The 22404-nt window shown below is 68.2% G+C and carries 20 protein-coding genes; 14 read left to right on the forward strand and 6 right to left on the reverse strand.

Annotated elements, in window-relative coordinates; translation table 11 throughout:
* Positions 1–72: 72 nt before the first annotated feature.
* The 14 genes from chvE to AC3RCE_RS15545 all read left to right on the forward strand — a co-directional run bounded on the left by chvE (position 73) and on the right by AC3RCE_RS15545 (position 17571).
* Complete coding sequence (chvE, locus tag AC3RCE_RS15480) at positions 73–1143, forward strand: multiple monosaccharide ABC transporter substrate-binding protein (protein ID WP_492253409.1); 1071 nt, start codon at positions 73–75, stop codon at positions 1141–1143.
* Positions 1144–1252: 109 nt separating this feature from the next.
* Positions 1253–2890: a multiple monosaccharide ABC transporter ATP-binding protein gene (gene mmsA / locus AC3RCE_RS15485; protein ID WP_492253410.1), complete on the forward strand. Its 1638-nt coding sequence runs from the start codon at positions 1253–1255 to the stop codon at positions 2888–2890.
* A 5-nt stretch (positions 2891–2895) separates the two neighbouring features.
* Positions 2896–4125 (forward strand): multiple monosaccharide ABC transporter permease, encoded by a 1230-nt coding sequence (mmsB, locus tag AC3RCE_RS15490; RefSeq protein WP_492244901.1) that lies wholly within the window; start codon positions 2896–2898, stop codon positions 4123–4125.
* A gap of 243 nt (positions 4126–4368) precedes the next feature.
* On the forward strand, positions 4369–5895 hold the full coding sequence (locus AC3RCE_RS15495; RefSeq protein ID WP_492253411.1) for a sugar ABC transporter ATP-binding protein: 1527 nt from the start codon (positions 4369–4371) through the stop codon (positions 5893–5895).
* Positions 5888–6940, forward strand: coding sequence for an ABC transporter permease (locus tag AC3RCE_RS15500; protein WP_492253412.1), 1053 nt, complete (start codon positions 5888–5890; stop codon positions 6938–6940). The genes AC3RCE_RS15495 and AC3RCE_RS15500 overlap by 8 nt, the downstream gene beginning before the upstream one ends.
* Positions 6937–7989 carry a galactofuranose ABC transporter, permease protein YjfF gene (gene yjfF, locus AC3RCE_RS15505; RefSeq protein WP_492253413.1) on the forward strand — a complete coding sequence of 351 codons (1053 nt, stop codon included), beginning with the start codon at positions 6937–6939 and terminating at the stop codon, positions 7987–7989. The genes AC3RCE_RS15500 and yjfF overlap by 4 nt, the downstream gene beginning before the upstream one ends.
* Before the next feature lie 35 nt (positions 7990–8024).
* Positions 8025–9758, forward strand: coding sequence for an IlvD/Edd family dehydratase (locus tag AC3RCE_RS15510; protein WP_492253414.1), 1734 nt, complete (start codon positions 8025–8027; stop codon positions 9756–9758).
* Between the two features lie 109 nt (positions 9759–9867).
* Positions 9868–10806 carry a dihydrodipicolinate synthase family protein gene (locus AC3RCE_RS15515; protein ID WP_492253415.1) on the forward strand — a complete coding sequence of 313 codons (939 nt, stop codon included), beginning with the start codon at positions 9868–9870 and terminating at the stop codon, positions 10804–10806.
* A 7-nt stretch (positions 10807–10813) separates the two neighbouring features.
* Positions 10814–11860 (forward strand): 2-dehydro-3-deoxygalactonokinase, encoded by a 1047-nt coding sequence (locus tag AC3RCE_RS15520; protein WP_492253416.1) that lies wholly within the window; start codon positions 10814–10816, stop codon positions 11858–11860.
* Positions 11857–12546, forward strand: coding sequence for a 2-dehydro-3-deoxy-6-phosphogalactonate aldolase (locus AC3RCE_RS15525; protein WP_492253417.1), 690 nt, complete (start codon positions 11857–11859; stop codon positions 12544–12546). The genes AC3RCE_RS15520 and AC3RCE_RS15525 overlap by 4 nt, the downstream gene beginning before the upstream one ends.
* Positions 12543–13691 carry a galactonate dehydratase gene (dgoD, locus tag AC3RCE_RS15530; RefSeq protein ID WP_369642711.1) on the forward strand — a complete coding sequence of 383 codons (1149 nt, stop codon included), beginning with the start codon at positions 12543–12545 and terminating at the stop codon, positions 13689–13691. The genes AC3RCE_RS15525 and dgoD overlap by 4 nt, the downstream gene beginning before the upstream one ends.
* A 96-nt stretch (positions 13692–13787) precedes the next feature.
* Positions 13788–14609 (forward strand): hypothetical protein, encoded by an 822-nt coding sequence (locus AC3RCE_RS15535; protein WP_492253418.1) that lies wholly within the window; start codon positions 13788–13790, stop codon positions 14607–14609.
* A complete protein-coding gene (locus AC3RCE_RS15540; RefSeq protein WP_492253419.1) occupies positions 14606–16963 on the forward strand; it encodes an ATP-dependent DNA helicase in 2358 nt (785 codons plus the stop codon). Before AC3RCE_RS15535 ends, AC3RCE_RS15540 begins: the two co-directional genes overlap by 4 nt.
* 71 nt (positions 16964–17034) lie before the next feature.
* Positions 17035–17571 carry a hypothetical protein gene (locus AC3RCE_RS15545; RefSeq protein WP_218294621.1) on the forward strand — a complete coding sequence of 179 codons (537 nt, stop codon included), beginning with the start codon at positions 17035–17037 and terminating at the stop codon, positions 17569–17571.
* A gap of 37 nt (positions 17572–17608) precedes the next feature.
* Here AC3RCE_RS15545 and AC3RCE_RS15550 read toward each other — a convergent pair whose 3' ends face one another.
* From AC3RCE_RS15550 to AC3RCE_RS15575, 6 genes are all read right to left on the reverse strand, one after another.
* Positions 17609–18574: a CysB family HTH-type transcriptional regulator gene (locus tag AC3RCE_RS15550; RefSeq protein WP_218294620.1), complete on the reverse strand. Its 966-nt coding sequence runs from the start codon at positions 18572–18574 to the stop codon at positions 17609–17611.
* A gap of 215 nt (positions 18575–18789) precedes the next feature.
* The gene (locus AC3RCE_RS15555; RefSeq protein ID WP_056168199.1) at positions 18790–19005 is read right to left on the reverse strand and encodes a TOBE domain-containing protein; all 216 of its coding nucleotides are present in this window, start codon (positions 19003–19005) and stop codon (positions 18790–18792) included.
* Between the two features lie 351 nt (positions 19006–19356).
* A complete protein-coding gene (locus tag AC3RCE_RS15560; RefSeq protein WP_218294619.1) occupies positions 19357–20064 on the reverse strand; it encodes an SDR family oxidoreductase in 708 nt (235 codons plus the stop codon).
* Between the two features lie 89 nt (positions 20065–20153).
* Entirely contained in the window at positions 20154–21155 is a 1002-nt protein-coding gene (locus AC3RCE_RS15565; RefSeq protein WP_492253420.1) for an NADP-dependent oxidoreductase, read from the reverse strand.
* A 106-nt stretch (positions 21156–21261) separates the two neighbouring features.
* The gene (locus tag AC3RCE_RS15570; protein WP_492253421.1) at positions 21262–21918 is read right to left on the reverse strand and encodes a TetR/AcrR family transcriptional regulator; all 657 of its coding nucleotides are present in this window, start codon (positions 21916–21918) and stop codon (positions 21262–21264) included.
* A gap of 195 nt (positions 21919–22113) precedes the next feature.
* On the reverse strand, positions 22114–22329 hold the full coding sequence (locus AC3RCE_RS15575; protein WP_007857120.1) for a TOBE domain-containing protein: 216 nt from the start codon (positions 22327–22329) through the stop codon (positions 22114–22116).
* Positions 22330–22404: the final 75 nt, after the last annotated feature.

Genomic DNA, 22404 nt, shown 5'->3' on the forward strand with positions numbered 1-22404 from the left:
GGGAGGCCGGCCCGGGCCATCGCAGGCTTTGCTGGGGCCGGGAACAAAACCATAAAACCAGGAGACAAATCCATGAAACGCACCATCTTCAAGGCCGCACTGGCCACCGTGGCACTTGCCGCCATGGGCACCGCGCCGCTGGCGCTGGCCCAGGACAAGGGCAGCATCGGCATCTCCATGCCCACCAAGTCCTCGTCGCGCTGGATCGCCGATGGCGACAACATGGTCAAGGTGCTCAAGGAGCGCGGCTACAAGACCGATCTGCAGTACGCGGACGATGACATCCCCAACCAGCTCGCGCAGATCGAGAACATGATCACCAAGGGCGCCAAGGTGCTGGTGATCGCCTCCATCGACGGCACCACCCTCTCGCGCGTGCTGCAGAACGCGGCCGACAAGGGCGTCAAGGTCATCGCCTACGACCGCCTGATCAAGGGCTCGAAGAACGTGGACTACTACGCCACCTTCGACAACTTCCAGGTCGGCGTGCTGCAGGCCACTTCCATCGTCGACAAGCTGGGCCTGAAGCAGGGCAAGGGCCCGTTCAATATCGAACTCTTCGGCGGCTCGCCCGACGACAACAACGCCTTCTTCTTCTACGACGGCGCGATGAGCGTGCTGCAACCGTACATCGACAGCGGCAAGCTGGTGGTGCGCAGCAAGCAGACGGGCATGAACAAGGTGGGCACCCTGCGCTGGGACGGCTCGGTCGCCCAGGCGCGCATGGACAACCTGCTGTCGGCCTACTACGGCAAGGACAAGGTGCATGCCGTGCTCTCGCCCTACGACGGCCTGTCCATCGGCATCCTGTCGTCCTTGAAGGGCGTGGGCTACTGCACCGCCCAGCAGCCCTGCCCCGTGGTCAGCGGGCAGGACGCCGAGGTGCCCTCGGTCAAATCCATCCTGAAGGGCGAGCAGTCCTCCACCGTGTTCAAGGACACGCGCGAACTGGCCAAGGTGGCCGCCAACATGGTGGACGCCACGCTGTCGGGCAAGCAGCCGGAGATCAACGACACCAAGACCTACAACAACGGCGTGAAGGTGGTGCCCTCGTACCTGCTCAAGCCCGTGTCGGTGGATGCCTCCAACTGGAACGCGGTGCTGGTGGGCAGCGGGTACTACAAGGAATCACAAATCAAGTAGGCATGCCAGGCTTCGGCACGTAGAGCCGCCGTCCGCCTGGCACCTCTGGTGCCTAGCGGACGGAATGCAACCGGGACGGGCCCGCAGCCCGCCAAAAGACTGAGAGACCATGCTTCTTGAAATGCGGGACATCCGCAAAACCTTCCCCGGGGTGGTGGCGCTGAACCAGGTCAACCTGCAGGTGCAGGCCGGGGAGATCCATGCCATCGTCGGCGAAAACGGGGCGGGCAAATCCACGCTGATGAAGGTGCTGTCGGGTGTCTACCCACACGGCAGCTACAGCGGTCAGATCCTGTTCGACGGGCAGGAGCGTCAGTTCTCCGGCATCCGCGACAGCGAGCACCTGGGCATCATCATCATTCACCAGGAGCTGGCGCTGGTACCGCTGCTCTCGATCGCCGAAAACATCTTCCTGGGCAACGAGACCGCGCGCCACGGCGTCATCGACTGGATGGCCGCGCACAGCCGCGCCCAGGCGCTGCTGCACAAGGTTGGCCTGCGCGAGTCGCCCGACACACCGGTGGGCCAGCTGGGCGTTGGCAAGCAGCAGCTGGTGGAGATTGCCAAGGCGCTGTCGCGCAAGGTGCGCCTGCTGATCCTGGACGAGCCCACTGCCAGCCTCAACGAGAACGACAGCCAGGCCCTGCTGGACCTGCTGCTGGAGCTGAAAGCCCAGGGCATCACCTGCATCCTGATCTCGCACAAGCTCAACGAGATCTCGCGGGTGGCCGATGCCATCACCGTGCTGCGCGACGGCAGCACCGTGCAGATGCTGGACTGCCGCGAAGGCCCGGTGAGCGAGGACCGCGTGATCCAGGCCATGGTGGGCCGCGAGATGAGCGATCGCTACCCCCAGCGCCAGCCGCAGATCGGCGGCATCGTTTTTGAAGTGCGCGACTGGCGTGCCCACCACCCTCAGCACGGCGACCGCGAGCACCTCAAGGGGATCGACCTGAACGTGCGGCGCGGTGAGATCGTCGGTATTGCGGGACTGATGGGCGCGGGCCGGACCGAGCTGGCCATGAGCATCTTTGGCCGGTCCTGGGGCCAGCGCATCAGCGGCGAGGTGCGGCTGCACGGCAAGGCCATCGACGTGGGCACCGTGGAAAAGGCCGTGCGCCACGGCCTGGCCTATGTGACCGAAGACCGCAAGGGCAATGGCCTGGTGCTGAACGAAGACATCCAGTTCAACACCTCCCTGGCGCATCTGGAAGGTGTTTCGTTCGCCACCGTGATCGACAGCGGCCGCGAGCACCGGGTGGCGCAGGACTACCGCGAGAAGCTGCGCATCCGCTGCTCGGGGGTGGACCAGAAGACGCTGAACCTTTCGGGCGGCAACCAGCAGAAGGTGGTGCTGGGCAAATGGCTCTTCACCAACCCCGAGGTGCTTATCCTGGACGAGCCCACGCGCGGCATCGACGTGGGCGCCAAGTACGAGATCTACACCCTCATCGCCCAGCTGGCGGCCGAGGGCAAGTGCGTGATCGTGATCTCTTCCGAAATGCCCGAGCTGCTGGGCATCACGGACCGCATCTACGTGATGAACGAGGGCCGCTTTGTGGCCGAGATGCCCACCGCCGAAGCCTCCCAGGAAAAGATCATGCGTGCAATAGTCAATGCTCCCCCTGAGTCGCTTCGCGCCTTCCCCCTCAAGGGGGACGCCGCCAGCGCGGCGGGGCGGCCCTTGCGCGGCGGCTCTGGCATGGGCAGCGCCGGTCTCAAGGGCAGCGGACAACGCAACGGATAACTGAAATGAGCCAGATGACCCCCTCCCCCACCGCCACGCTCGCCAGCGCACCCGCCGAGGCACCGGCCCACCACGACAAGCCGCTGCTGGAGCACATCAAGCACAACTTCCGTGAGTACGGCATGCTGATCACGCTGGTGGCCATCATGGGCTTCTTCCAGTACATGACGGACGGCACGCTGATGCAGCCGCTCAACCTCACCAACCTGGTGCTGCAGAACAGCTACATCGTCATCATGGCGCTGGGCATGCTGCTGGTCATCGTGGCCGGGCACATCGACCTGTCGGTGGGCTCGGTGTGTGGCTTCATCGGCGCGCTGGCAGCGGTGCTGATGGTCGAATACAACTGGCATTTCGTACCCGCCACGCTGGTGTGCCTGCTCTGCGGCGGGCTCATCGGTGCGGTGCAGGGCGGGTTCGTGGCTTTCTCGCGCATTCCGTCCTTCATCGTCACGCTGGCGGGGATGCTGGTGTTCAAGGGCCTGGCGCTGGCGCTGCTGGCGGGCCAGTCGGTGGGGCCATTCCCCTCGGCGTTCCAGATGCTCAGCTCGGGCTTCATTCCCGACCTGTTCAACGTGGAGGGGCTGCGCCTGACCTCGCTGCTGCTGGGCGCCGCCGTGGCCGCCGCCCTGGCCGTGGGCGGCCTGCGCGAACGCGCCAACCGCCTGCGGCACGGTGTGCGCGCCGAACCCGCCGGCCTGTTCATCGCGCGCACGGTGGTGTTTGGCGCCCTGCTGGTGTACTTCAGCTACCTCATGGCGTCATACAAGGGGCTGCCCAACGTGCTCATCGTGATGGCGCTGCTGATCGTGCTGTTCGACTTCGTCACCAGCCGCACCACCATTGGCCGCCGCATCTACGCCATGGGGGGCAACGAAAAGGCCGCCAGGCTTTCGGGCATCAAGACCGAGCGGCTCACGCTGTATGCCTTCATCAACATGGGCGTGCTCGCGGCCCTGGCCGGACTGGTGTTTGCAGCGCGGCTCAACACCGCCACGCCCAAGGCGGGCCTGGGTTTTGAGCTGGACGTGATTGCGGCGTGTTTCATCGGTGGCGCATCGGCCTCGGGCGGCGTGGGCAAGGTCATGGGCGCGGTCATCGGCGCCTTCGTGATGGGTGTGATGAACAACGGCATGTCCATCCTCGGGATCGGCATCGACTACCAGCAGGTCATCAAGGGCGTGGTGCTGCTGGCGGCGGTTTTGGTCGACGTGTACAACAAAAACAAGGCCTGAAATGAAGCACCCCCTGAGTCGCTTCGCGCCTCCGTGCGTCCGCCAGAGTCGGCCGCTCTTCGGGCACGTCCAAGCCTGCGCAGGCAGGCTTGGAGCCGCGGCCCTCAGCCCCTCTCTCAGTTTGCTTCGCAATCTGGGAGGGGGACGCCCCCAGCGCGGCGGTGCGGCCCTTGCGCGGGGGCTCTGGCCTGCGCCGCGCCTGCTTTGCGGACTGTGCGGACAGCAACGGCTGTTTGGAGCACCATGAGCAGCCCATCCCAAACTCCCTTGCTGCAGCTCGCGGGCATCCACAAGCAATTCGCGGGCATTCCCGTGCTGCGCGACGTGCAGCTGAACCTGTACCCGGGCGAGATTCATGCCCTCATGGGCCAGAACGGCGCGGGCAAGTCCACGCTGATCAAGGTGCTCACCGGCGTGCTCGAAGCCAGCGGCGGCCAGATGCGCCTGGCCGGTCAGGCCGTGTGGCCCGATTCGCCGCTGGCCGCCCAACGCCTGGGCATCAGCACCGTGTACCAGGAGGTCAACCTCTGCCCCAACCTGTCGGTGGCCGAGAACATCTTCGCCGGGCGCTACCCGCGCTGCGGCATCGCCCAGGGCTTTCGCATCGACTGGGCCACGCTGCACCAGCGTGCGCGCGAACTGGTGGCGCGCATCGGCCTGTCCATCGACGTCACGCGCCTGCTCTCGGACTACCCGGTGGCCGTGCAGCAGCTGGTGGCCATCGCCCGGGCACTGAGCATCGAGGCCAAGGTGCTGATCCTGGACGAGCCCACCTCCAGCCTGGACGACGACGAGGTACAAAAGCTCTTCGAGGTGCTGCGCCGCCTGCGCGGCGAGGGCCTGGCCATCGTCTTCGTGACGCACTTCCTGAACCAGGTGTACGCCGTATCGGACCGCGTCACGGTGCTGCGCAACGGCGCCTGGGTGGGCGAATGGGCGGCGGCCGACCTGCCGGCGCAGGCGCTGATCAACGCCATGCTGGGGCGCGAGCTGGCCGCGCAGTCCACCGAACCGCCTGTTTCGCCGCAGTTCGATGGCGCAAGCACTGTCCTGCTGCAGGCCGAGGGCCTGGGCCAGAGCGGCCAGTTGCAGCCGCTGGACCTCAAGGTACGGGCCGGCGAGGTGGTGGGACTGGCGGGCCTGCTCGGCTCGGGCCGCACCGAACTGGCGCGCCTGCTGTTCGGCCTGCAGGTGCCCGACCGCGGCGTGCTGCGCATCGACGGCAAGGCAGTGGCCTTCGCCAACCCCATGGACGCGATCCGCGAGGGCCTGGCCCTGTGCCCCGAGGAGCGCAAGACCGATGGCATCGTGGCCGAGCTCTCGGTGCGCGAGAACATCGCCCTGGCACTGCAGGCGCGCATGGGCATGGGCCGCTTTCTGTCGCGCGCCGAACAGACGGCGATCGCCGAGCGTTACGTCAAGCTGCTGGGCATCAAGACCAGCAGCGTGGACACGCCCATCGCGCTGCTTTCGGGTGGCAACCAGCAAAAGGCGATCCTGGCGCGCTGGATGGCCATCGAGCCGCGCCTGTTGATCCTGGACGAGCCCACGCGCGGCATCGACGTGGCCGCCAAGCAGGAAATCATGGAACAGATCCTGCGCCTGGCCGAGGCCGGAATGGCCGTGGTCTTCATCTCCTCCGAAATGAGCGAGGTGGTGCGCGTGGCGCACCGCATCGTGGTGCTGCGCGACCGCCGCAAGGTCGGCGAGCTGCCTGCCGGCAGCAGCGAAGAAGCCGTGTACGAACTGATTGCCGCCGAAAATGCCTGACGCACCCACCCCTTCCCTGTTTGCCGCCGCGCTGCGCCACCGGCTCACCTGGCCGCTGGTCACGCTGGCCCTGCTGCTGGCCGTGAACACGGCGTTCAACGCCAGCTTCCTGCACATCGAGTGGCGCGACGGCCACTTCTACGGCAGCCTGGTCGACATCCTCAACCGCGCGGCACCGCTGGCGCTGGTGTCGCTGGGCATGACCATGGTGATCGCCACGCGCGGCATCGACATCTCGGTGGGTGCGGTGGTGGCCATTGCCGCCGCCGTGGGTGCCTGGATGATCGGCGGCTCGGTCTCGGGCACCGAAAGCCGCTTTCCCCTGCCGCTGGCAATGGCCGGCGCCATCGGCGCGGCACTGCTGTGCGGGCTGTGGAACGGCCTGCTGGTGGCCAAGGTGGGCATGCAGCCCATCATCGCCACGCTGATCCTCATGGTGGCGGGCCGGGGCATCGCCCAGCTGATCACCGACGGGCAGATCATCACCATCTACTACGCGCCCTTCTTCTTCCTGGGCGGGGGCTACCTGCTGGGCCTGCCGTTTTCGCTGTTCGTGCTGGCCGCCGTGTTTGCCGGCCTGTACCTGGCGGTCACGCGCACGGCGCTGGGCCTGTTCATCCAGGCCGTGGGCATCAACCCGACGGCGGCGCGCGTGGCCGGCGTGCAGTCGCGCCGCCTGGTCGTCGCGGCCTACGCCTTCTGCGGCGTGTGCGCGGGCATCGCAGGCCTGCTGATCAGCTCCAACGTGAAGAGCGCGGACGCCAACAATGCCGGCCAGATGCTGGAGCTCGACGCCATCCTGGCCGTCACGCTGGGCGGCACGGCACTGACCGGCGGGCGCTTCAGCCTGGTGGGCAGCGTGATCGGCGCGCTCATCATCCAGACGCTGACCTATGCCATCTATTCGCTGGGCGTGCCGCCCGAAATCAACCTGGTGGTCAAGGCCGTGGTGGTGTTCATCGTGATGCTGCTGCAGTCGCCCGACTTCCGCGCCCAGGTCGGCGCCCTGGTGCGCCGGCCCGCGGCCGGGGGAGCGTTGTCATGAGCGGCGGACACAACCCCGCCCTGGATGTGGCACCCAGCGCCACGCCCGCCACCGCGCCAGCACGCCCAACCATCCCTGCCCGCATGCGCCTGAACCCCAAGTACCTGCCGCTGGCGGCCACCATCGCGCTGTTCCTGGCCATGGCCACGGCGGGCTCGGTGCTCTACACCGGCTTCTTCTCGGCCCAGGTGTTCCTCAACCTGCTGATCGACAACGCCTTTCTGATCATCGTCGCGGTGGGCATGACCTTCGTGATCCTCTCGGGCGGCATCGACCTGTCGGTGGGTTCGGTGGTGGCGCTGACCACCATGGTGCTGGCCAGCCTGGTGGAGCACCACCACTGGAGCCCGCTCACCGCCATCCCGCTGGTGCTGCTCATGGGCACGGTGTTCGGGGCCTTCATGGGCTTTCTGATCGAGCGCTTTCGGTTGCAGCCCTTCATCGTGACGCTGGCCGGCATGTTCCTTGCGCGCGGCCTGTGCTACCTGATCAGCATCGACTCGATCAGCATGGCCGACGAGGCGTATTCCGAGATGGCGCAGTGGCGCCTGGAACTGTGGGACGGCGCGTCGCTCTCGCTGGGCGCACTGATCGCCATGGCGGTGCTGCTGGCCGCCATCTTCGTCGCGCACTGCACGCCGTTCGGCCGCAACGTGTATGCCGTGGGCGGCAACGAGCATTCGGCCGTGCTCATGGGCCTGCCGGTGCGCGCCACGGTGATCGGCGTGTACACGCTCTCGGGCTTCTGCTCGGCACTGGCCGGCGTGGTGTTCACCTTCTACATGCTCTCGGGCTACGGCCTGCATGCCACGGGCATGGAACTCGACGCCATCGCCGCCGTGGTCATCGGCGGCACCCTGCTCACGGGCGGCGTGGGCTATGTGGCCGGCACGCTGTTCGGCGTGCTGATGCTCGGAATCATCCAGACACTGATTTCCTTCGACGGCACGCTCAGCTCGTGGTGGACGCGCATCGTCGTCGGCGTGCTGCTCTTCGTCTTCTGCCTGCTGCAGCGCCTGCTCACGCACCGCAGCCGCAAGCCTTCCTGAATTCCACGAATCACCTCTCCCAGAACCACAACAGCATGACCTCCTCCCCGCGCAAGCTTCGCTCCGCCGAATGGTTCGGCACCGCCGACAAGAACGGCTTCATGTACCGCAGCTGGATGAAGAACCAGGGCATTCCGGACCATGAGTTCGACGGCCGCCCGATCATCGGCATCTGCAACACCTGGTCCGAGCTCACGCCCTGCAACGCGCACTTTCGCAAGATCGCCGAGCACGTCAAGCGCGGCATCTACGAGGCGGGCGGCTTTCCGGTCGAGTTCCCGGTGTTCTCCAACGGCGAATCCAACCTGCGCCCCACGGCCATGCTCACGCGCAACCTGGCCAGCATGGACGTGGAAGAAGCCATTCGCGGCAACCCCATCGACGCGGTGGTGCTGCTGGTGGGCTGCGACAAGACCACGCCCGCGCTGCTGATGGGCGCGGCCAGTTGCGACGTGCCGGCCATCGTGGTCACGGGCGGGCCCATGCTCAACGGCAAGCTCGACGGCAAGGACATCGGCTCGGGAACGGCCGTGTGGCGGCTGCATGAGTCGCTGAAGGCGGGCGAGATCAACGAGCACCAGTTCTTCGCGGCCGAAGCCGGCATGTCGCGCTCGGCCGGCACCTGCAACACCATGGGCACGGCCAGCACCATGGCCTGCATGGCCGAGTCGCTGGGCACCTCGCTGCCGCACAACGCGGCCATCCCGGCCGTGGACTCGCGCCGCTATGTGCTGGCCCACATGTCGGGCCGGCGCATCGTGGAGATGGCGCACGAAGGGCTCACGCTCTCCAAGATCCTCACGCGCGAGGCCTTCGAGAACGCCATCCGCACCAATGCCGCCATCGGCGGCTCGACCAACGCGGTGATCCACCTCAAGGCCATCGCGGGCCGCATCGGCGTGCAGCTGGACCTGGAGGACTGGACGCGCATCGGCCGCGGCACGCCCACGCTGGTGGACCTGCAGCCCTCGGGCCGCTTCCTGATGGAAGAGTTCTACTACGCCGGCGGCCTGCCCGCCGTGCTGCGCCGCCTGGGCGAAAACAACCTGCTGCCCCACCCCGATGCACTGACCGTCAACGGCAAGACGCTGTGGGACAACGTGCGCGAGGCGCCCCAGTACAACGACGAGGTGATCCGCACCATCGACAACCCGCTGATCGCCGACGGCGGCATCTGCATCCTGCGCGGCAACCTGTCTCCGCGTGGAGCAGTGCTGAAGCCCTCGGCCGCATCGCCCGAGCTGCTCAAGCACCGGGGCCGCGCCGTGGTGTTCGAGAACCTGGAGCATTACAAGGAGCGCATCGTCGATGAGGACCTGGACATCGACGCCAGCTGCGTGATGGTGATGAAGAACTGCGGCCCCAAGGGCTACCCCGGCATGGCCGAGGTGGGCAACATGGGCCTGCCGCCCAAGCTGCTGCGCCAGGGCGTGAAGGACATGGTGCGCATCTCCGACGCGCGCATGAGCGGCACGGCGTACGGCACCGTGGTGCTGCATGTGGCGCCCGAGGCCGCCGCGGGCGGCCCGCTGGCCGCCGTGCGCGACGGCGACTACATCGAGCTCGACTGCGAGCAGGGCCGCCTGCACCTCGATATCAGCGACGAGGAACTGGCTGCGCGCCTGGCCGCATTGGCCAGCACCGACATGGGCGGGCGCGGTGGCTACCAGCGCCTGTATGTGGACCATGTACTGCAGGCGGACGATGGCTGCGACTTCGACTTCCTCGTCGGCTGCCGTGGCGCCGCCGTCCCTCGCCACTCTCACTGATACCGGTGGCCCATCCGCTACAGGACGTGCTACATATTTCATAGCTTTTAGCGCTTTCCAGACAAGCGCTAGAGCCGCATTTCATTCAAATTTTCACCTATCCTCCGCCATGCCAGCCACGCCTTCCCTCCAGAGCCCACGCTACCGCGGGATCTTCCCTGTGGTGCCCACCACGTTCCATGAAGACGGCACCCTGGACATCGAGAGCCAAAAACGCTGCCTCGACTTCATGATCGACGCCGGCGTGGACGGCGTCTGCATCCTGGCCAACTTCTCCGAGCAGTTCTCGCTGTCCGACGCCGAGCGCGAGACTCTGACCCGCGTCTCGCTGGAGCATGTGGCAGGCCGCGTGCCGGTCATCGTCACCACCACCCACTACGGCACCCGCGTGTGCGCCGAGCGCAGCCGCGCCGCGCAGGACATGGGCGCCGCCATGGTGATGATCATGCCGCCCTACCACGGCGCCACCTTCCGCGTGCCCGAGGCGCAGATCCACGAGTTCTATGCCCGCGTGTCCGATGCGATCCGCATCCCGATCATGGTGCAGGACGCGCCCGCGAGCGGCACCGTGCTGTCGGCCCCGTTCCTCGCGCGCATGGCGCAGGAGATCGAGCATCTGGCCTACTTCAAGATCGAAGTGCCCGGCGCCGCCAGCAAGCTGCGCGAGCTGATCCGCCTGGGCGGCGCGGCCATCGAAGGCCCCTGGGACGGCGAAGAGGCCATCACCCTGCTGGCCGACCTGGATGCCGGTGCCACCGGCGCAATGACGGGCGGCGCCTTCCCCGACGGCATCCGCCCCATCATCGAGGCCCACCGCCAGGGCGACATGGACCAGGCCTTCGCGCTCTACCAGCGCTGGCTGCCCCTCATCAACCACGAAAACCGCCAGGGCGGCATCCTGACCGCCAAGGCGCTGATGAAGGAAGGCGGCGTGATCGCCTGCGAGGCGGGCCGCCACCCCTTCCCGGCCATGCACCCTGAAGTGCGCCGGGGCCTCATCGACATCGCACGCCGGCTGGACCCGCTGGTGCTGCGCTGGGACCGGTAAGCGCGCCATGGCCGACACCGCCAACCTCTCGGACACCCGCCTGGTGGCCCTGGACTGGGGCACCAGCTCGCTGCGCGCTTTTCGCCTGGGCGCCCACGGGCAGGTGCTGGAGCAACGCAGCCGCCCCTGGGGCATCATGAACCTGCCCCCGGCACCCGCTGGGCAGGCCGACGCGGAGCCCGGCATGGCCTTCGAGCGCGCATTGCAGGACGCCTGCGGCGGCTGGCTGGCCGCCCTGCCGTCGGTAACCGTGCTGGCCTGCGGCATGGTGGGCAGCGCACAGGGCTGGCGCGAAGCCCGCTACATCGACACCCCCACCTCGCTGGACGACCTGGCGCGCGGGCTGGCCGTGGTGCAGCGTGGCAACGCCGCACCCTTGCGCATCGTGCCCGGGCTGCTGCAGCGCTCCGGCCTGCCCAATGTGATGCGCGGCGAAGAGACGCAGGTGCTGGGCGTGCTGGCCGATGCCGCCCTGGCGGGCCAAGGCCCGCTGCTCGTGGGCCTGCCGGGCACGCACAGCAAGTGGGTGGTGGCGCAAGGAGACGGCACCCGGCGCAGCATCGATCGGTTCCACACCTTCATGACGGGCGAAGTGTTTGCCGCACTGCGCGGCCACACCATCCTGGGCCGGACGATGCAGGCCCCGGCCGATCCCGACGACGCCGCATTCGCGCAAGGCCTGCAGGTGGCGCGCGGCAGCGATGCCGCCCCGGGCCTGCTGTCGCACATCTTCAGCACGCGCACGCTGGGCCTGACCGGCGCACTGCCCGCCACGGCACAGGCGGACTACCTCTCGGGCATCCTCATCGGCCACGAGATCGCCAGCCTGGCGCGCCTGCACCCGCCCACCGGCCCCGCCCCCCTCCCGCTGGTGCTGTGCGGCGAGGCCGACCTGTGCCGCCGCTACGCCATCGCCCTGCAGGCCTGCGGCTTCGCGCCGCCCACTATTGCCGCCCAAGCCACGGTCACTGGCTTGTGGCAGATCGCGCTGGCAGCCGGGCTGGTTACCCCTGGCGCACAGCAAACACCATCCCCCAGGAGCCAAGCCGCATGAACCCCATCGACAAGAACCTCTTCAACACCATGCAGCACTGCGGCCTGATCGCCATCCTGCGCGGCGTGCAGCCCCAGGAGGTGGTGGCCATTGGCCATGCGCTGTACGACGCGGGGTTTCGCATCATCGAGGTGCCGCTCAACTCCCCCGAGCCCCTGGCCAGCATCCGCGCGCTGCGCGACGCGCTGCCCGCCGACTGCCTGGTGGGCGCAGGCACGGTGCTCACGCCCGAGGCCTGTGCCGATGTGGCGGCGGCAGGCGGGCAGATCATCGTCATGCCCCACAGCGACCCCCAAGTGATCCGCACCGCACGCGCGGCCGGCATGGCGTGCGCGCCCGGCGTGGCCACGCTGACCGAGGCCTATGCCGCGCTGGCGGCGGGCGCCAACATGCTCAAGCTCTTTCCGGCCGAAGCCCTGCCCCCGCATGTGCTCAAGGCCTGGCGCGCCGTGATCACCCCGCCCATGGCGCTGGTGCCCGTGGGCGGCATCGTGCCCGAGGCCATTGCCACCTACGCGGCCGCCGGGGCCAGCGGCTTCGGCCTGGGCTCGGCCCTCTACCGTCCGGGGGACACTGCGCCCGACGTGGCTCGCCAGGCCGCGGCCTTCATGCAGGCCTGGCGCGGCGCCTACGGCGGCGCGTCCTCCGCCGCCTCTTCCATTTCCGCTTTGCATCCTGCCCCATGAAGATCACCCGACTGACCACATTCCTGGTGCCACCACGCTGGTGCTTCCTGAAAATCGAGACCGACGAAGGCATCGTCGGCTGGGGCGAGCCCGTGCTCGAAGGCAGGGCCCACACCGTGGCCGCCGCCGTCGAGGAACTGGGCGACTACCTGATCGGCAAGGACCCGCGCCACATCGAGGACCACTGGACGGTGCTCTACCGCGGCGGCTTCTACCGCGGCGGCGGCATCCACATGAGTGCGCTGGCGGGCATCGACCAGGCGCTGTGGGACATCAAGGGCAAGGCCCTGGGCGTGCCCGTGTCCGAGCTGCTGGGCGGCTGCGTGCGCGACCGCATCAAGGTCTACAGCTGGATCGGCGGCGACCGGCCCAGCGAGACCGCCGCGGCGGCCAAGGCCGCCGTGGAGCGCGGCTTCACCGCGGTGAAGATGAACGGCACCGAGGAAATGCAATACGTGGACAGCTTCGACAAGGTCGAGAAATGCCTGCAGAACGTGGCCGCCGTGCGCGAGGCGGTGGGGCCCAACGTGGGCATCGGCGTGGACTTCCATGGCCGCGTGCACAAGCCCATGGCCAAGGTGCTGTTCAAGGAGCTCGAACCCTACAGGCTGATGTTCATCGAGGAGCCCGTGCTCAGCGAGCACTACGAGGCCCTGAAGGAGCTGGCGCACCTCTCGTCCACCCCCATCGCGCTGGGCGAGCGGCTGTACTCGCGCTGGGACTTCAAGCGCGTGCTGTCCGAGGGCTATGTGGACATCATCCAGCCCGACCCCTCGCACTCGGGTGGCATCACCGAGACGCGCAAGATCGCCACCATGGCCGAGGCCTACGACGTGGCCCTGGCCCTGCACTGCCCCCTGGGGCCGATCGCGCTGGCGGCCAACCTGCAGCTCGACGGCGTCTGCTACAACGCCTTCATCCAGGAGCAGAGCCTGGGCATCCACTACAACGCCAGCAACGACCTGCTCGACTACGTGTCCAACGGCGAGGTGTTCGCGTACGAGGACGGCATGGTGGCCATTCCCCAGGGCCCGGGCCTGGGCATCGAGGTCAACGAGGCGTATGTGCGCGAACGCGCTTCCGAAGGCCACCGCTGGCGCAACCCCGTGTGGCGCCACCGCGACGGCAGCTTCGCCGAATGGTGACGGGCCGCATGCCGGCCGGGGTGTACCGAGCGTCCGGAAAGCAGGTGGCGTCCGGGCAGAACACTGTAATTACAATCAGTGTTTTATCCTTGTGCCATGACACCGCTCACCCTCACCCGCTTTCACCGCGCGCGCCTGATGCAGATCTGGCGTTCGGCGGGCTGGCCGTGCAAGGATGCGCTGGAAATCGACCTGCTGGCCGCGCAGCTGGTGGTGCTGCACACCTCGCCCGAAGGCTGCGAGACGCTGCGCCTGACCGAGGAAGGTATCCGCACCCTGGCACAGGCGCGCCAGCGTGGCGCGCGGGCGTTGAGCGCGCACGACCGCCTGGGCCAGAAGTTTGCCGGGCACCTGCTGGCCTCGGGCCGCATCGTCTGGCGTGAGCTGTCGCTGCGCGCCGTGATCGACGGGGCTGTGCCCGAAGCCCCTGCCCCCATCCCGGCCACCAGCAGCCCGCTGTGGAGCGAAGACACGCCCGCCAGCCGCACCGCAGCCAACGTCTGGCGCATGGCGCGGCCGGACCTGTTCTCGGTGCGCAATACCAGCGTGCCGGCGTACCTGCAGCCCATGGTCCACGAGATCAAGTACAGCCGCGCCGACCTGCTCTCGGACCTGCGCCACGATGCCAAGCGCCAGGCCTACCAGTGGCTGTGCGAGGAGTGCTACTACGTGTTCCCGGCCGGCATCGCCGAGGCCGGCGAGATTCCCGAACACTTCGGTATCTGGGTGCTGCATGGCGGGCTGGACGATGGCCGCTTCGAACTGTTGCGCCCCGCGCGCCATGCGAGCTGCACCCTGCCCTTCGCGGTGTGGATGGCCCTGTGCAAGGCCACGCCGCTGCGCGGCGAGGACGAGACGGCGCAGGCCCACCTGGGCGAGCCCGGTGCTGGCGAACTGCCTCCCGCGGACATGCCATGACCTACACCGTGGCGGTGCGCGAGCTGTGCGAGTTCACCGCCAAGCAGGGCGACCTGGACCTGCGCTTCACGCCCGCCCCCACGGCGCTGGAAGGCATGGCCGGCCATGCGGTGGCCGCCGCGCGGCGGGGCGCGGGCTACCGCGCCGAGGTGGCGCTGGCCGGCAGCTACAAGGGCCTGCGCGTGCGCGGCCGGGCCGATGGCTTCGACCCCGAGCATGGCCGGCTCGACGAGGTCAAGACCTTCAAGGGCCGGCTCGACCGCCAGCCCGCCTCGCACCGCGCGCTGCACTGGGCCCAGGCGCGCATCTACGGCTGGCTGCTGTGCGCGCAGGAGGGGCTGGCCCACATCGACCTGGCGCTGGTCTACTTCGACATCGGCAGCCAGCAGGAGACGGTGTTCACCGAACGCCATGCCGCCTCCGAGCTGCAGCGGCATTTCGAGGCGCAGTGCGAGCGCTTCATCGCCTGGGCCGAGGCGCAGGTGGCGCACCGCGCCGCGCGGGACGCGGCGCTCACGGCACTGGCCTTCCCGTTCGGCGGCTTTCGCACCGGCCAGCGCCCCCTGGCGGAAGCCGTCTACAAGGCCGCCTCCGCTGGCCGCTGCCTGCTGGCCCAGGCGCCCACGGGCATCGGCAAGACCATGGGCACCCTGTTCCCGCTGCTCAAGGCGGTGCCCGCGCAGCGGCTGGACAAGGTGTTCTTCCTCGCCGCCAAGACCTCGGGGCGGCAGACGGCCCTGGACACCCTCTCGCGCCTGTGTGGCAGCGCCCCCGCCCTGCCGCTGCGCGTGCTGGAACTGGTGGCGCGCGACAAGGCCTGCGAGCACCCCGACAAGGCCTGCCACGGCGAATCCTGCCCGCTGGCCCAGGGCTTCTACGACCGCCTGCCCGCCGCACGTGCCGCCGCGCTGCAGCCATCGGACGGCGGCGCGGATCAGCGGGTGGCACTGCACCAGGCGCGCGTGCGCGAGGCCGCCCTGCAGCACCAGGTCTGCCCCTACTACCTGAGCCAGGAGCTGGCGCGCTGGGCCGACGTGGTGGTGGGCGACTACAACTACTACTTCGACATGGGCGGGCTGCTGCACGGCCTGGCCCAGGCCAATGGCTGGCGCGCGGCGCTGCTGGTGGACGAGGCGCACAACCTCGTCGAGCGAGGCCGCAAGATGTACACCGCCGAGCTGCGCCCCGCCGCGCTGGCCGAGGCCCGCCGCAGCGCCACCGCCGCGCGCCATGCCCCCGTGAAGAAGGCACTGGACAAGGTGCGCCGCCGCTGGGTGGCGCTGGACAAGGCGCAAACCGGCGGCTATGCCGTGCTGGAGGCTTTCCCCGACAAGCTGCTGGCCGCGCTGCAGCAGTGCGGCAGCACGCTCACCGAACACTTCGCCGACCAGCCGGCGCAGCCCGATCCGGCGCTGCAGGCCTTCTACTTCGATGCCCTGCACGTGGTGCGCATGGCCGAGCTGCTGGATGCGCATTCGCTGGTGGACATCACGCGGCCCGCTGCGGCCCCGGGCGGCAAGGCGCCCACGCCGGGCGAATCGCTGGTCTGCATCCGCAACGTGGTGCCCGCGCCCTTCCTGCAGCCCCGGCTGGAAGCAGCACACACCAGCACGCTCTTCTCGGCCACGCTGCAGCCCGCGCGCTACTACGCCGATTTGCTGGGGCTGCCCGCCGGGCATTGCTGGATCGATGTCGAGTCCCCTTTCCAGGCCGCGCAACTGCAGGTGCGGGTGGCACGGCACATCTCCACCCGCTACGCGGACCGGGGCGCGTCGCTGCCTCCCATCGTGGCGCTGATGGCGCGGCAGTTCCACGCGCGGCCGGGCAACTACCTCGCGTTCTTCAGCAGCTACGACTACCTGCAGCAGGCGACGGCGCTGTTTGCGCAATGCCACCCCGAGGTACCCCACTGGTGCCAGTCGCGCCGCATGCTGGAAGCGGAGCAGCGGCAGTTCCTCGATCGCTTCACCGACACCAGCCAGGGCATCGCCTTCGCGGTGCTGGGCGGCGCCTTCGCCGAGGGCATCGACCTGCCGGGCCGGCGCCTCATCGGCGCCTTCCTGGCCACGCTGGGCCTGCCCCAGGTCAACCCCGTCAACGAGCAGATCCGCCAGCGCATGCAAACCCTGTTCGGGGCGGGTTACGACTACACCTATCTTTACCCCGGCCTGCAGAAGGTGGTGCAGGCGGCCGGGCGCGTGATCCGCACCCCCACCGACGAGGGCGTGGTGCACCTGATGGACGACCGCTATGGCCGGGACGCCGTGCAAGCGCTGCTGCCAGGCTGGTGGGTGTGCGGGGCGCCCCGCCCCGCCGGGTTGAACGCCGCCCACGCGGGCAATGCAAAGACTTGATCCCGGTCAAGCCCCGGCGGCCTCCGCGCGGCTCACAATGGCCCCAGTGCATCCCGCCCGCCACACATCCCATGTCCCTCCCCTTGCGCGTCCCCCTGGTTCTGCTCCTCACCATCGCCCTGGCGGGCTGCGACAGGCCTTCGGGCTCGGGCGCCACCCCGGCAGCCCCGGCCAGCGCGGCCCAGGCGGGGTTTGACGCCATCGTCGCATCGTGCACCGGGTTCCTGGCCGGACGCACGCCCGCCGTGCAGCGCCTGGGCGCCGGCCCATGGATCAAGCTCGGCCACAGCCCCGCCCAGGTGCAGCATGAGCTCACACGCACCGAATCCGCCATCACCCCCTATGTGGGCAAGATCGTGGTCAAGGACAACGAGGCCCGGGCCGCCGCCGCGTCGGAGGCCGACGCCCAGGCCATCACCCTCACGCCCGCCCACCTGGTGTCCAACCGCACGCACACGCTCATCTACAGCTTCGACGGCCGGCAGTGGCGGTGGAACAATGGCTCGCGCCTGACCAAGACACCGGGGCAGGACGACGCCACGGTGGCCCTCACGCTGGCCGATGTGTCCGCGCCCGGCCAGGGCATGGCGGGCTGCCTGCCGCGCTGACGGCCGCGCCCCGTGGGCTGGTGCCGCGGGCCCCGCGTCAGCGGTCCACCGGCTCCGAAAGCTCGCCCGCCCCTTGCGCGCCTTGCTGCACGGCCTTCTCCACCGCCTCGCGCGTGAGCGTGGGCACGAAGCTCTCGATGAAGTGATAGGCGTAGCCGCGCAGCCAGGCGCCCCTGCGCAGGCCCAGCCGCGTGAGGTTGACCTCGAACAGATGGCCCGCGTCGATGAGCCGCAGGTGGCGGTCGCGCTCGGCGTCCACCGCGATCGATGCCACGATGCCCACGCCCATGCCCAGCTCCACATAGGTCTTGATCACGTCGGCGTCCATGGCCGTCAGCACGATGTCGGGCGCGATGCCTTCGCGGGCAAACGCTTCGTCGATGTGCGCGCGGCCCGTGTAGCCCAGCTCGTAGGTGATGATGGGGTGCTGCGCAAGCTGCTCCAGCGTGACCGGCGCCTGCAGCTCCAGCAGCGGGTGGCCGGGCGGCACGACGATGCTGTGCGTCCAGCGGTAGCACGGCAGCGTGACCAGCGCGTCATAGCCCGCGAGCGCTTCGGTGGCGACGCCGATATCGGCCTCGCCACTGAGCAGCATCTCGGCCACCTGGCGCGGCGAGCCCTGGTGCAGGTGCAGCGACACCTGCGGAAACAGCGCACGGAAGTCGCGCACCACCTGCGGCAGCGCGTAGCGCGCCTGCGAGTGCGTGGCCGCCACCGACAGGCGGCCCTGCGCGCTGTCGCTGAAATCCTGCCCCGCGCGCTTGAGGTTGTCGGCTTCGAGCAGCAGACGCTCCACAGTGGGCAGCAGGACTGCGCCCGGCGGGGTCAGGCCCGTGAGGCGCTTGCCCGCGCGCACGAAAATCTCCACGCCCAGTTCTTCTTCCAGTTCGCGGATCTGCCGGCTCACGCCGGGTTGCGAGGTATGCAGCATGTTGGCCACCTCGGTGAGGTTGAAGCCCCGGCGCACGGCTTCGCGCACGGAGCGCAGTTGCTGAAAATTCATGGGTCCCTGTAGAGATGGATGGGCGGGGCGGCCCGCTCGGCATGGCCACCCGCGCGGAAATCGGCCCGCCGCGCGCAGACCTCGTCGCCCGGCCTGAACCGAACCGGTGCACGCGCCTCGCCGGCCTCCCTGCGCAGACAGGCGTTCGCTATATTTTCAATAGCTGCCAGCGCTTTACCAGAAAGCGCCGGCGGCCCATTTTCATCAAATCCGGATCACAGCTTGGCGATGGACACTTCGGTGGACTTGACCAGCGCCACCACGTCGGAGCCCACGACCAGGGCCAGGTCGTCCACCGAGCGGGTGGTGATGACCGACGTGACGATGCCCCAGGGGGTTTCGACATCGACTTCGGAGACGACGTCGCCGCGAATGATCTCGCGCACTTTGCCCTTGAACTGGTTGCGGACGTTGATGGCTTGGATGGACATGGAAAGGCTCCTGGAAGATGGAAAAAGAATGGGCAGGCACTTGGCGGTGGCGGGCTTCGACAACGATCCTGTCGCGCGGGGTCACCCGCTACGCACCCACAAAACTAAACAACCAGAAGCAATGTAAATCAAGTCTCTTATACGAATAAATGGTCATTAGTCATAAGCTTTGGCTTAGATGTGTGGGGCATGAGTTGCTGCCGCCACGGCATATGCGTGGGCCGTGGGAGTGCACCGTTGTTCGGGCCGCCCCACACGACGGCCGCCGCAAAACGCAGCCGCCCCGCCAGACCTCTCGATCTGGCGGGGCGAATGCAAGCGGCCGGTTCAGCCGGGGAAGTCGCTGGTGTCTCAGGCGGGCTGCGGCAGGTAGCTCGGCCGCGTGGCCGTCATCGACAGCTTGACGTGCTGCGTGAGTTCATCGGCCAGCACCTCGTCCGCACCCGCCGCCAGACCGTCCAGCGCGCGCTGCACGATCTGCTCGGGGCTCGACTTGGGAACGTCGAAGCCGCGCGTCAGGTCGGTATCGACATAGGCCATGTGCAGCCCCAGCACCTGCGTCTTTTGCGCCGCCAGTTCGTGGCGCAGCGCGTTGGTCAGCGACCAGGCGGCGGACTTGCTGGCCGAATATGCCGCCAGCTCGCCGCCGTTGACCCACGATGCCACCGACAGCACGTTGAGCAGCGCGCCGCCGCCGTTGGCCGCGAGGATGGGTGCGAACGCCTTGCTGACGCGCAGCACGGAGAAGAAGTTGGTGTCGAAGAGGCGGCGCGCGACCTCTTCGCTGTCGGCGGCCAGAAAGCCCCCGGGCTGGGCGATGCCGGCGTTGTTGATCACCAGTGTCACGTCGGGCGCCGCTGCCACAGCGGCCGCTACATCGGCCGGGTTGTTGACATCCAGGCGCAGGGCCTGCACGCCGGGCTGGGGCGTGATGGTGGCGGGGTCGCGCGCACCGGCGTAGACCTTGCGTGCGCCGCGGGCGAGCAGCTCGCGCGCAAATGCCAGGCCGATGCCGCGGTTGGCACCGGTGATGAGGACGACAGCGTTTTCGATCTTCATGAAAATCTCCAGAGGGACAGGTGGAACGGATGGGAGGTTGGGTGGGGACCGGCGACGTGTGAAAAAGGGATGTGCAGCGGCCTGCTGGCTTACACCACCTTGATGACGACCTTGCCCTTGGCACGGCCCGCTTCCACGTAGGCCAGGGCATCGTTGGTGGCGCTGAACGGAAAGACCTTGTCGACCACCGGGCGGATGGCGCCCGATTCGACAAGGCGCGTGATCTCCCGCAGCTGCGCGCCGTGAGCCCGCATGAAGAGGAACGAGTAGCCCACGCCCAGCGCCTTGGCGCGGCGCCGGGTGCCGGCGCTCAGCAGGCGCATCACCAGCCGCACCAAGCCGGGCGCGCGCAGGGTCTGGCCGAATGCCGGGTCGGACGGGCCGGAGATCGAGACGACCTGGCCGCCGGGCTTGAGCACGCGCAGCGACTTGGCCAGCGCCTTGCCGTCCTGGCTGTGCAGCACGACGTCGTAGTCGCGCAGCACCTCTTCGAAGTCCTGCGTCTTGTAGTCGATGACGACGTCGGCGCCCAGGCTTTGGACCAGCGCCGCATTGCCCGCGCTGGCCGTGGTGGCGACGGTGGCGCCCAGGTGCTTGGCCAGCTGGATGGCAAAGGTGCCCACTCCGCCGGACCCCGCCTGGATGAATACCTTCTGGCCTTTTCGCAACTGCGCCTTTTCCACCAGCGCCTGCCAGGCCGTGAGGCCCACCAGCGGGATCGATGCGGCCTCTTCCATCGTCAGGCCCCGGGGCTTGAGCGCCAGCGAGGACTCCTTGACGGCGATGAGTTCTGCAAAGGTGCCGATGCGGAAATCGTCGGCCCGGGCGTAGACCTCGTCGCCGGGCTTGAACTGCCGCACACGCGGCCCCACGCTGACCACCACGCCCGCCACGTCATGCCCGAGGACGAGGGGCATCTTGTAGGGCAGGATGAGCTTGAACTCACCGTCGCGGATCTTCGAGTCCAGCTGGTTGATTCCCGCCGCATGCACGGAGACCAGCACCTCGTCGTCGCGCAGATCCGGGGCGGGCATATCGGCAAGCCGCAGCGCGGCCTTTTTGGCATAGCGGTCGAGGACAAAGGCTTTCATGGGGCATCCTGGGTGAGGGGCAAAGCGCAGAACCGTGCAGCTCGCAAGCAAATTCGCATGATGATCATCATATGTAAAGGAAAAAAAAAGCGCGCTGCTGAGGGAGTCAGCCGGGCGCGCCGGGCGGCGTGGCAAGCGCAGAGTCTGCAGCGTGCGTCGAATTCGTCAGCTGCGTCAGGTGCTTGAGCGCGGCCTCGCGCAGGCTGTCCGACAGCGCGGGCTCGTCCACCGCGCGGGCCAGCACCAGGGCGCCCACCATGGTGGCCATGGTGACCAGCGCCTGTTCATGAGCTGCGGGCTGCCCCCACTGCGGCGACTGGCGCGCGATGAGATCGACCATTTCCTTGATGTGCCGGGTGGCCACGCGGCGCACCTCGGGCGCCTGGCGCGATGTCTCCGAGCCCAGGGCGACCAGGGGGCAGCCCATCTCGACGCTCTCGACATGCTGGCGCGACAGATAGGCCGAGAGCATGGCGGCCAGCGCGCGGGGCGACGGCTCGCCGGCCGCGGCACCGGCCGCCAGCGCTGCGGATTCGGTGCATGCCTTGGCAGCGGCCTCGGCCAGCATGGCCTCGCGGGAGTCGAAGTGCGCGTAGAAGGCGCCGTGCGTCAGGCCCGCCTCTTTCATGATGTCCGCCACGCCCGTGCCGTGGTACCCCTGGCGCCGGATCGCGCGCGAGGCCACCGACACGATGCGCTCGTGCGTGGCCTCCTTGGCGGCGGCTCTGGAATGGGGTGTGGACTTTAGCATGATGCGCATCATACGACATATCACTCTGTGCCGCAATCCCGGCCGTCTGAGCCGCAGCTTCTGCGAGGCCCCATCCACCCGAGCCCCCTGCGCCCTCGACACCAGAGACTCAGGCCCTGCGAAAGGGCCTGTCTGCAAACACTACAATTTTCATAGCGCCTTGCGCCCTACCAGCAAGCGGTAGGGGCCTATTTCTCTCACATCCACTCACAGCTTGGCGATGGACACCTCGGTCGACTTGACCAGCGCCACCACGTCGGAGCCCACGACCAACGCCAGCTCGTCCACCGAGCGCGTGGTGATGACCGACGTGACGATGCCCCAGGGCGTTTCGACATCGACTTCGGAGACGACATCGCCGCGCACGATCTCGCGGACTTTGCCCTTGAACTGGTTACGGACGTTGATGGCTTGGATGGACATGGGGTTCTCCTTGATGGCACCGTAGGGCGAAGAAAGGAATGACAGAAGACAGAAAAGAAAGAGCGACAGGCAGCA

Source organism: Acidovorax sp. GW823-FHT05D11 (genome assembly GCF_058795695.1).

What these genes read in the sequence shown, in the direction of transcription:
- chvE (WP_492253409.1), top strand. Translation starts at nt 73, where the DNA reads ATGAAACGCACCATCTTCAAGGCCGCACTGGCCACCGTGGCACTTGCC.
- mmsA (WP_492253410.1), top strand. Translation starts at nt 1,253, where the DNA reads ATGCTTCTTGAAATGCGGGACATCCGCAAAACCTTCCCCGGGGTGGTG.
- mmsB (WP_492244901.1), top strand. Translation starts at nt 2,896, where the DNA reads ATGAGCCAGATGACCCCCTCCCCCACCGCCACGCTCGCCAGCGCACCC.
- AC3RCE_RS15495 (WP_492253411.1), top strand. Translation starts at nt 4,369, where the DNA reads ATGAGCAGCCCATCCCAAACTCCCTTGCTGCAGCTCGCGGGCATCCAC.
- AC3RCE_RS15500 (WP_492253412.1), top strand. Translation starts at nt 5,888, where the DNA reads ATGCCTGACGCACCCACCCCTTCCCTGTTTGCCGCCGCGCTGCGCCAC.
- yjfF (WP_492253413.1), top strand. Translation starts at nt 6,937, where the DNA reads ATGAGCGGCGGACACAACCCCGCCCTGGATGTGGCACCCAGCGCCACG.
- AC3RCE_RS15510 (WP_492253414.1), top strand. Translation starts at nt 8,025, where the DNA reads ATGACCTCCTCCCCGCGCAAGCTTCGCTCCGCCGAATGGTTCGGCACC.
- AC3RCE_RS15515 (WP_492253415.1), top strand. Translation starts at nt 9,868, where the DNA reads ATGCCAGCCACGCCTTCCCTCCAGAGCCCACGCTACCGCGGGATCTTC.
- AC3RCE_RS15520 (WP_492253416.1), top strand. Translation starts at nt 10,814, where the DNA reads ATGGCCGACACCGCCAACCTCTCGGACACCCGCCTGGTGGCCCTGGAC.
- AC3RCE_RS15525 (WP_492253417.1), top strand. Translation starts at nt 11,857, where the DNA reads ATGAACCCCATCGACAAGAACCTCTTCAACACCATGCAGCACTGCGGC.
- dgoD (WP_369642711.1), top strand. Translation starts at nt 12,543, where the DNA reads ATGAAGATCACCCGACTGACCACATTCCTGGTGCCACCACGCTGGTGC.
- AC3RCE_RS15535 (WP_492253418.1), top strand. Translation starts at nt 13,788, where the DNA reads ATGACACCGCTCACCCTCACCCGCTTTCACCGCGCGCGCCTGATGCAG.
- AC3RCE_RS15540 (WP_492253419.1), top strand. Translation starts at nt 14,606, where the DNA reads ATGACCTACACCGTGGCGGTGCGCGAGCTGTGCGAGTTCACCGCCAAG.
- AC3RCE_RS15545 (WP_218294621.1), top strand. Translation starts at nt 17,035, where the DNA reads ATGTCCCTCCCCTTGCGCGTCCCCCTGGTTCTGCTCCTCACCATCGCC.
- AC3RCE_RS15550 (WP_218294620.1), bottom strand. Translation starts at nt 18,574, where the DNA reads ATGAATTTTCAGCAACTGCGCTCCGTGCGCGAAGCCGTGCGCCGGGGC.
- AC3RCE_RS15555 (WP_056168199.1), bottom strand. Translation starts at nt 19,005, where the DNA reads ATGTCCATCCAAGCCATCAACGTCCGCAACCAGTTCAAGGGCAAAGTG.
- AC3RCE_RS15560 (WP_218294619.1), bottom strand. Translation starts at nt 20,064, where the DNA reads ATGAAGATCGAAAACGCTGTCGTCCTCATCACCGGTGCCAACCGCGGC.
- AC3RCE_RS15565 (WP_492253420.1), bottom strand. Translation starts at nt 21,155, where the DNA reads ATGAAAGCCTTTGTCCTCGACCGCTATGCCAAAAAGGCCGCGCTGCGG.
- AC3RCE_RS15570 (WP_492253421.1), bottom strand. Translation starts at nt 21,918, where the DNA reads ATGATGCGCATCATGCTAAAGTCCACACCCCATTCCAGAGCCGCCGCC.
- AC3RCE_RS15575 (WP_007857120.1), bottom strand. Translation starts at nt 22,329, where the DNA reads ATGTCCATCCAAGCCATCAACGTCCGTAACCAGTTCAAGGGCAAAGTC.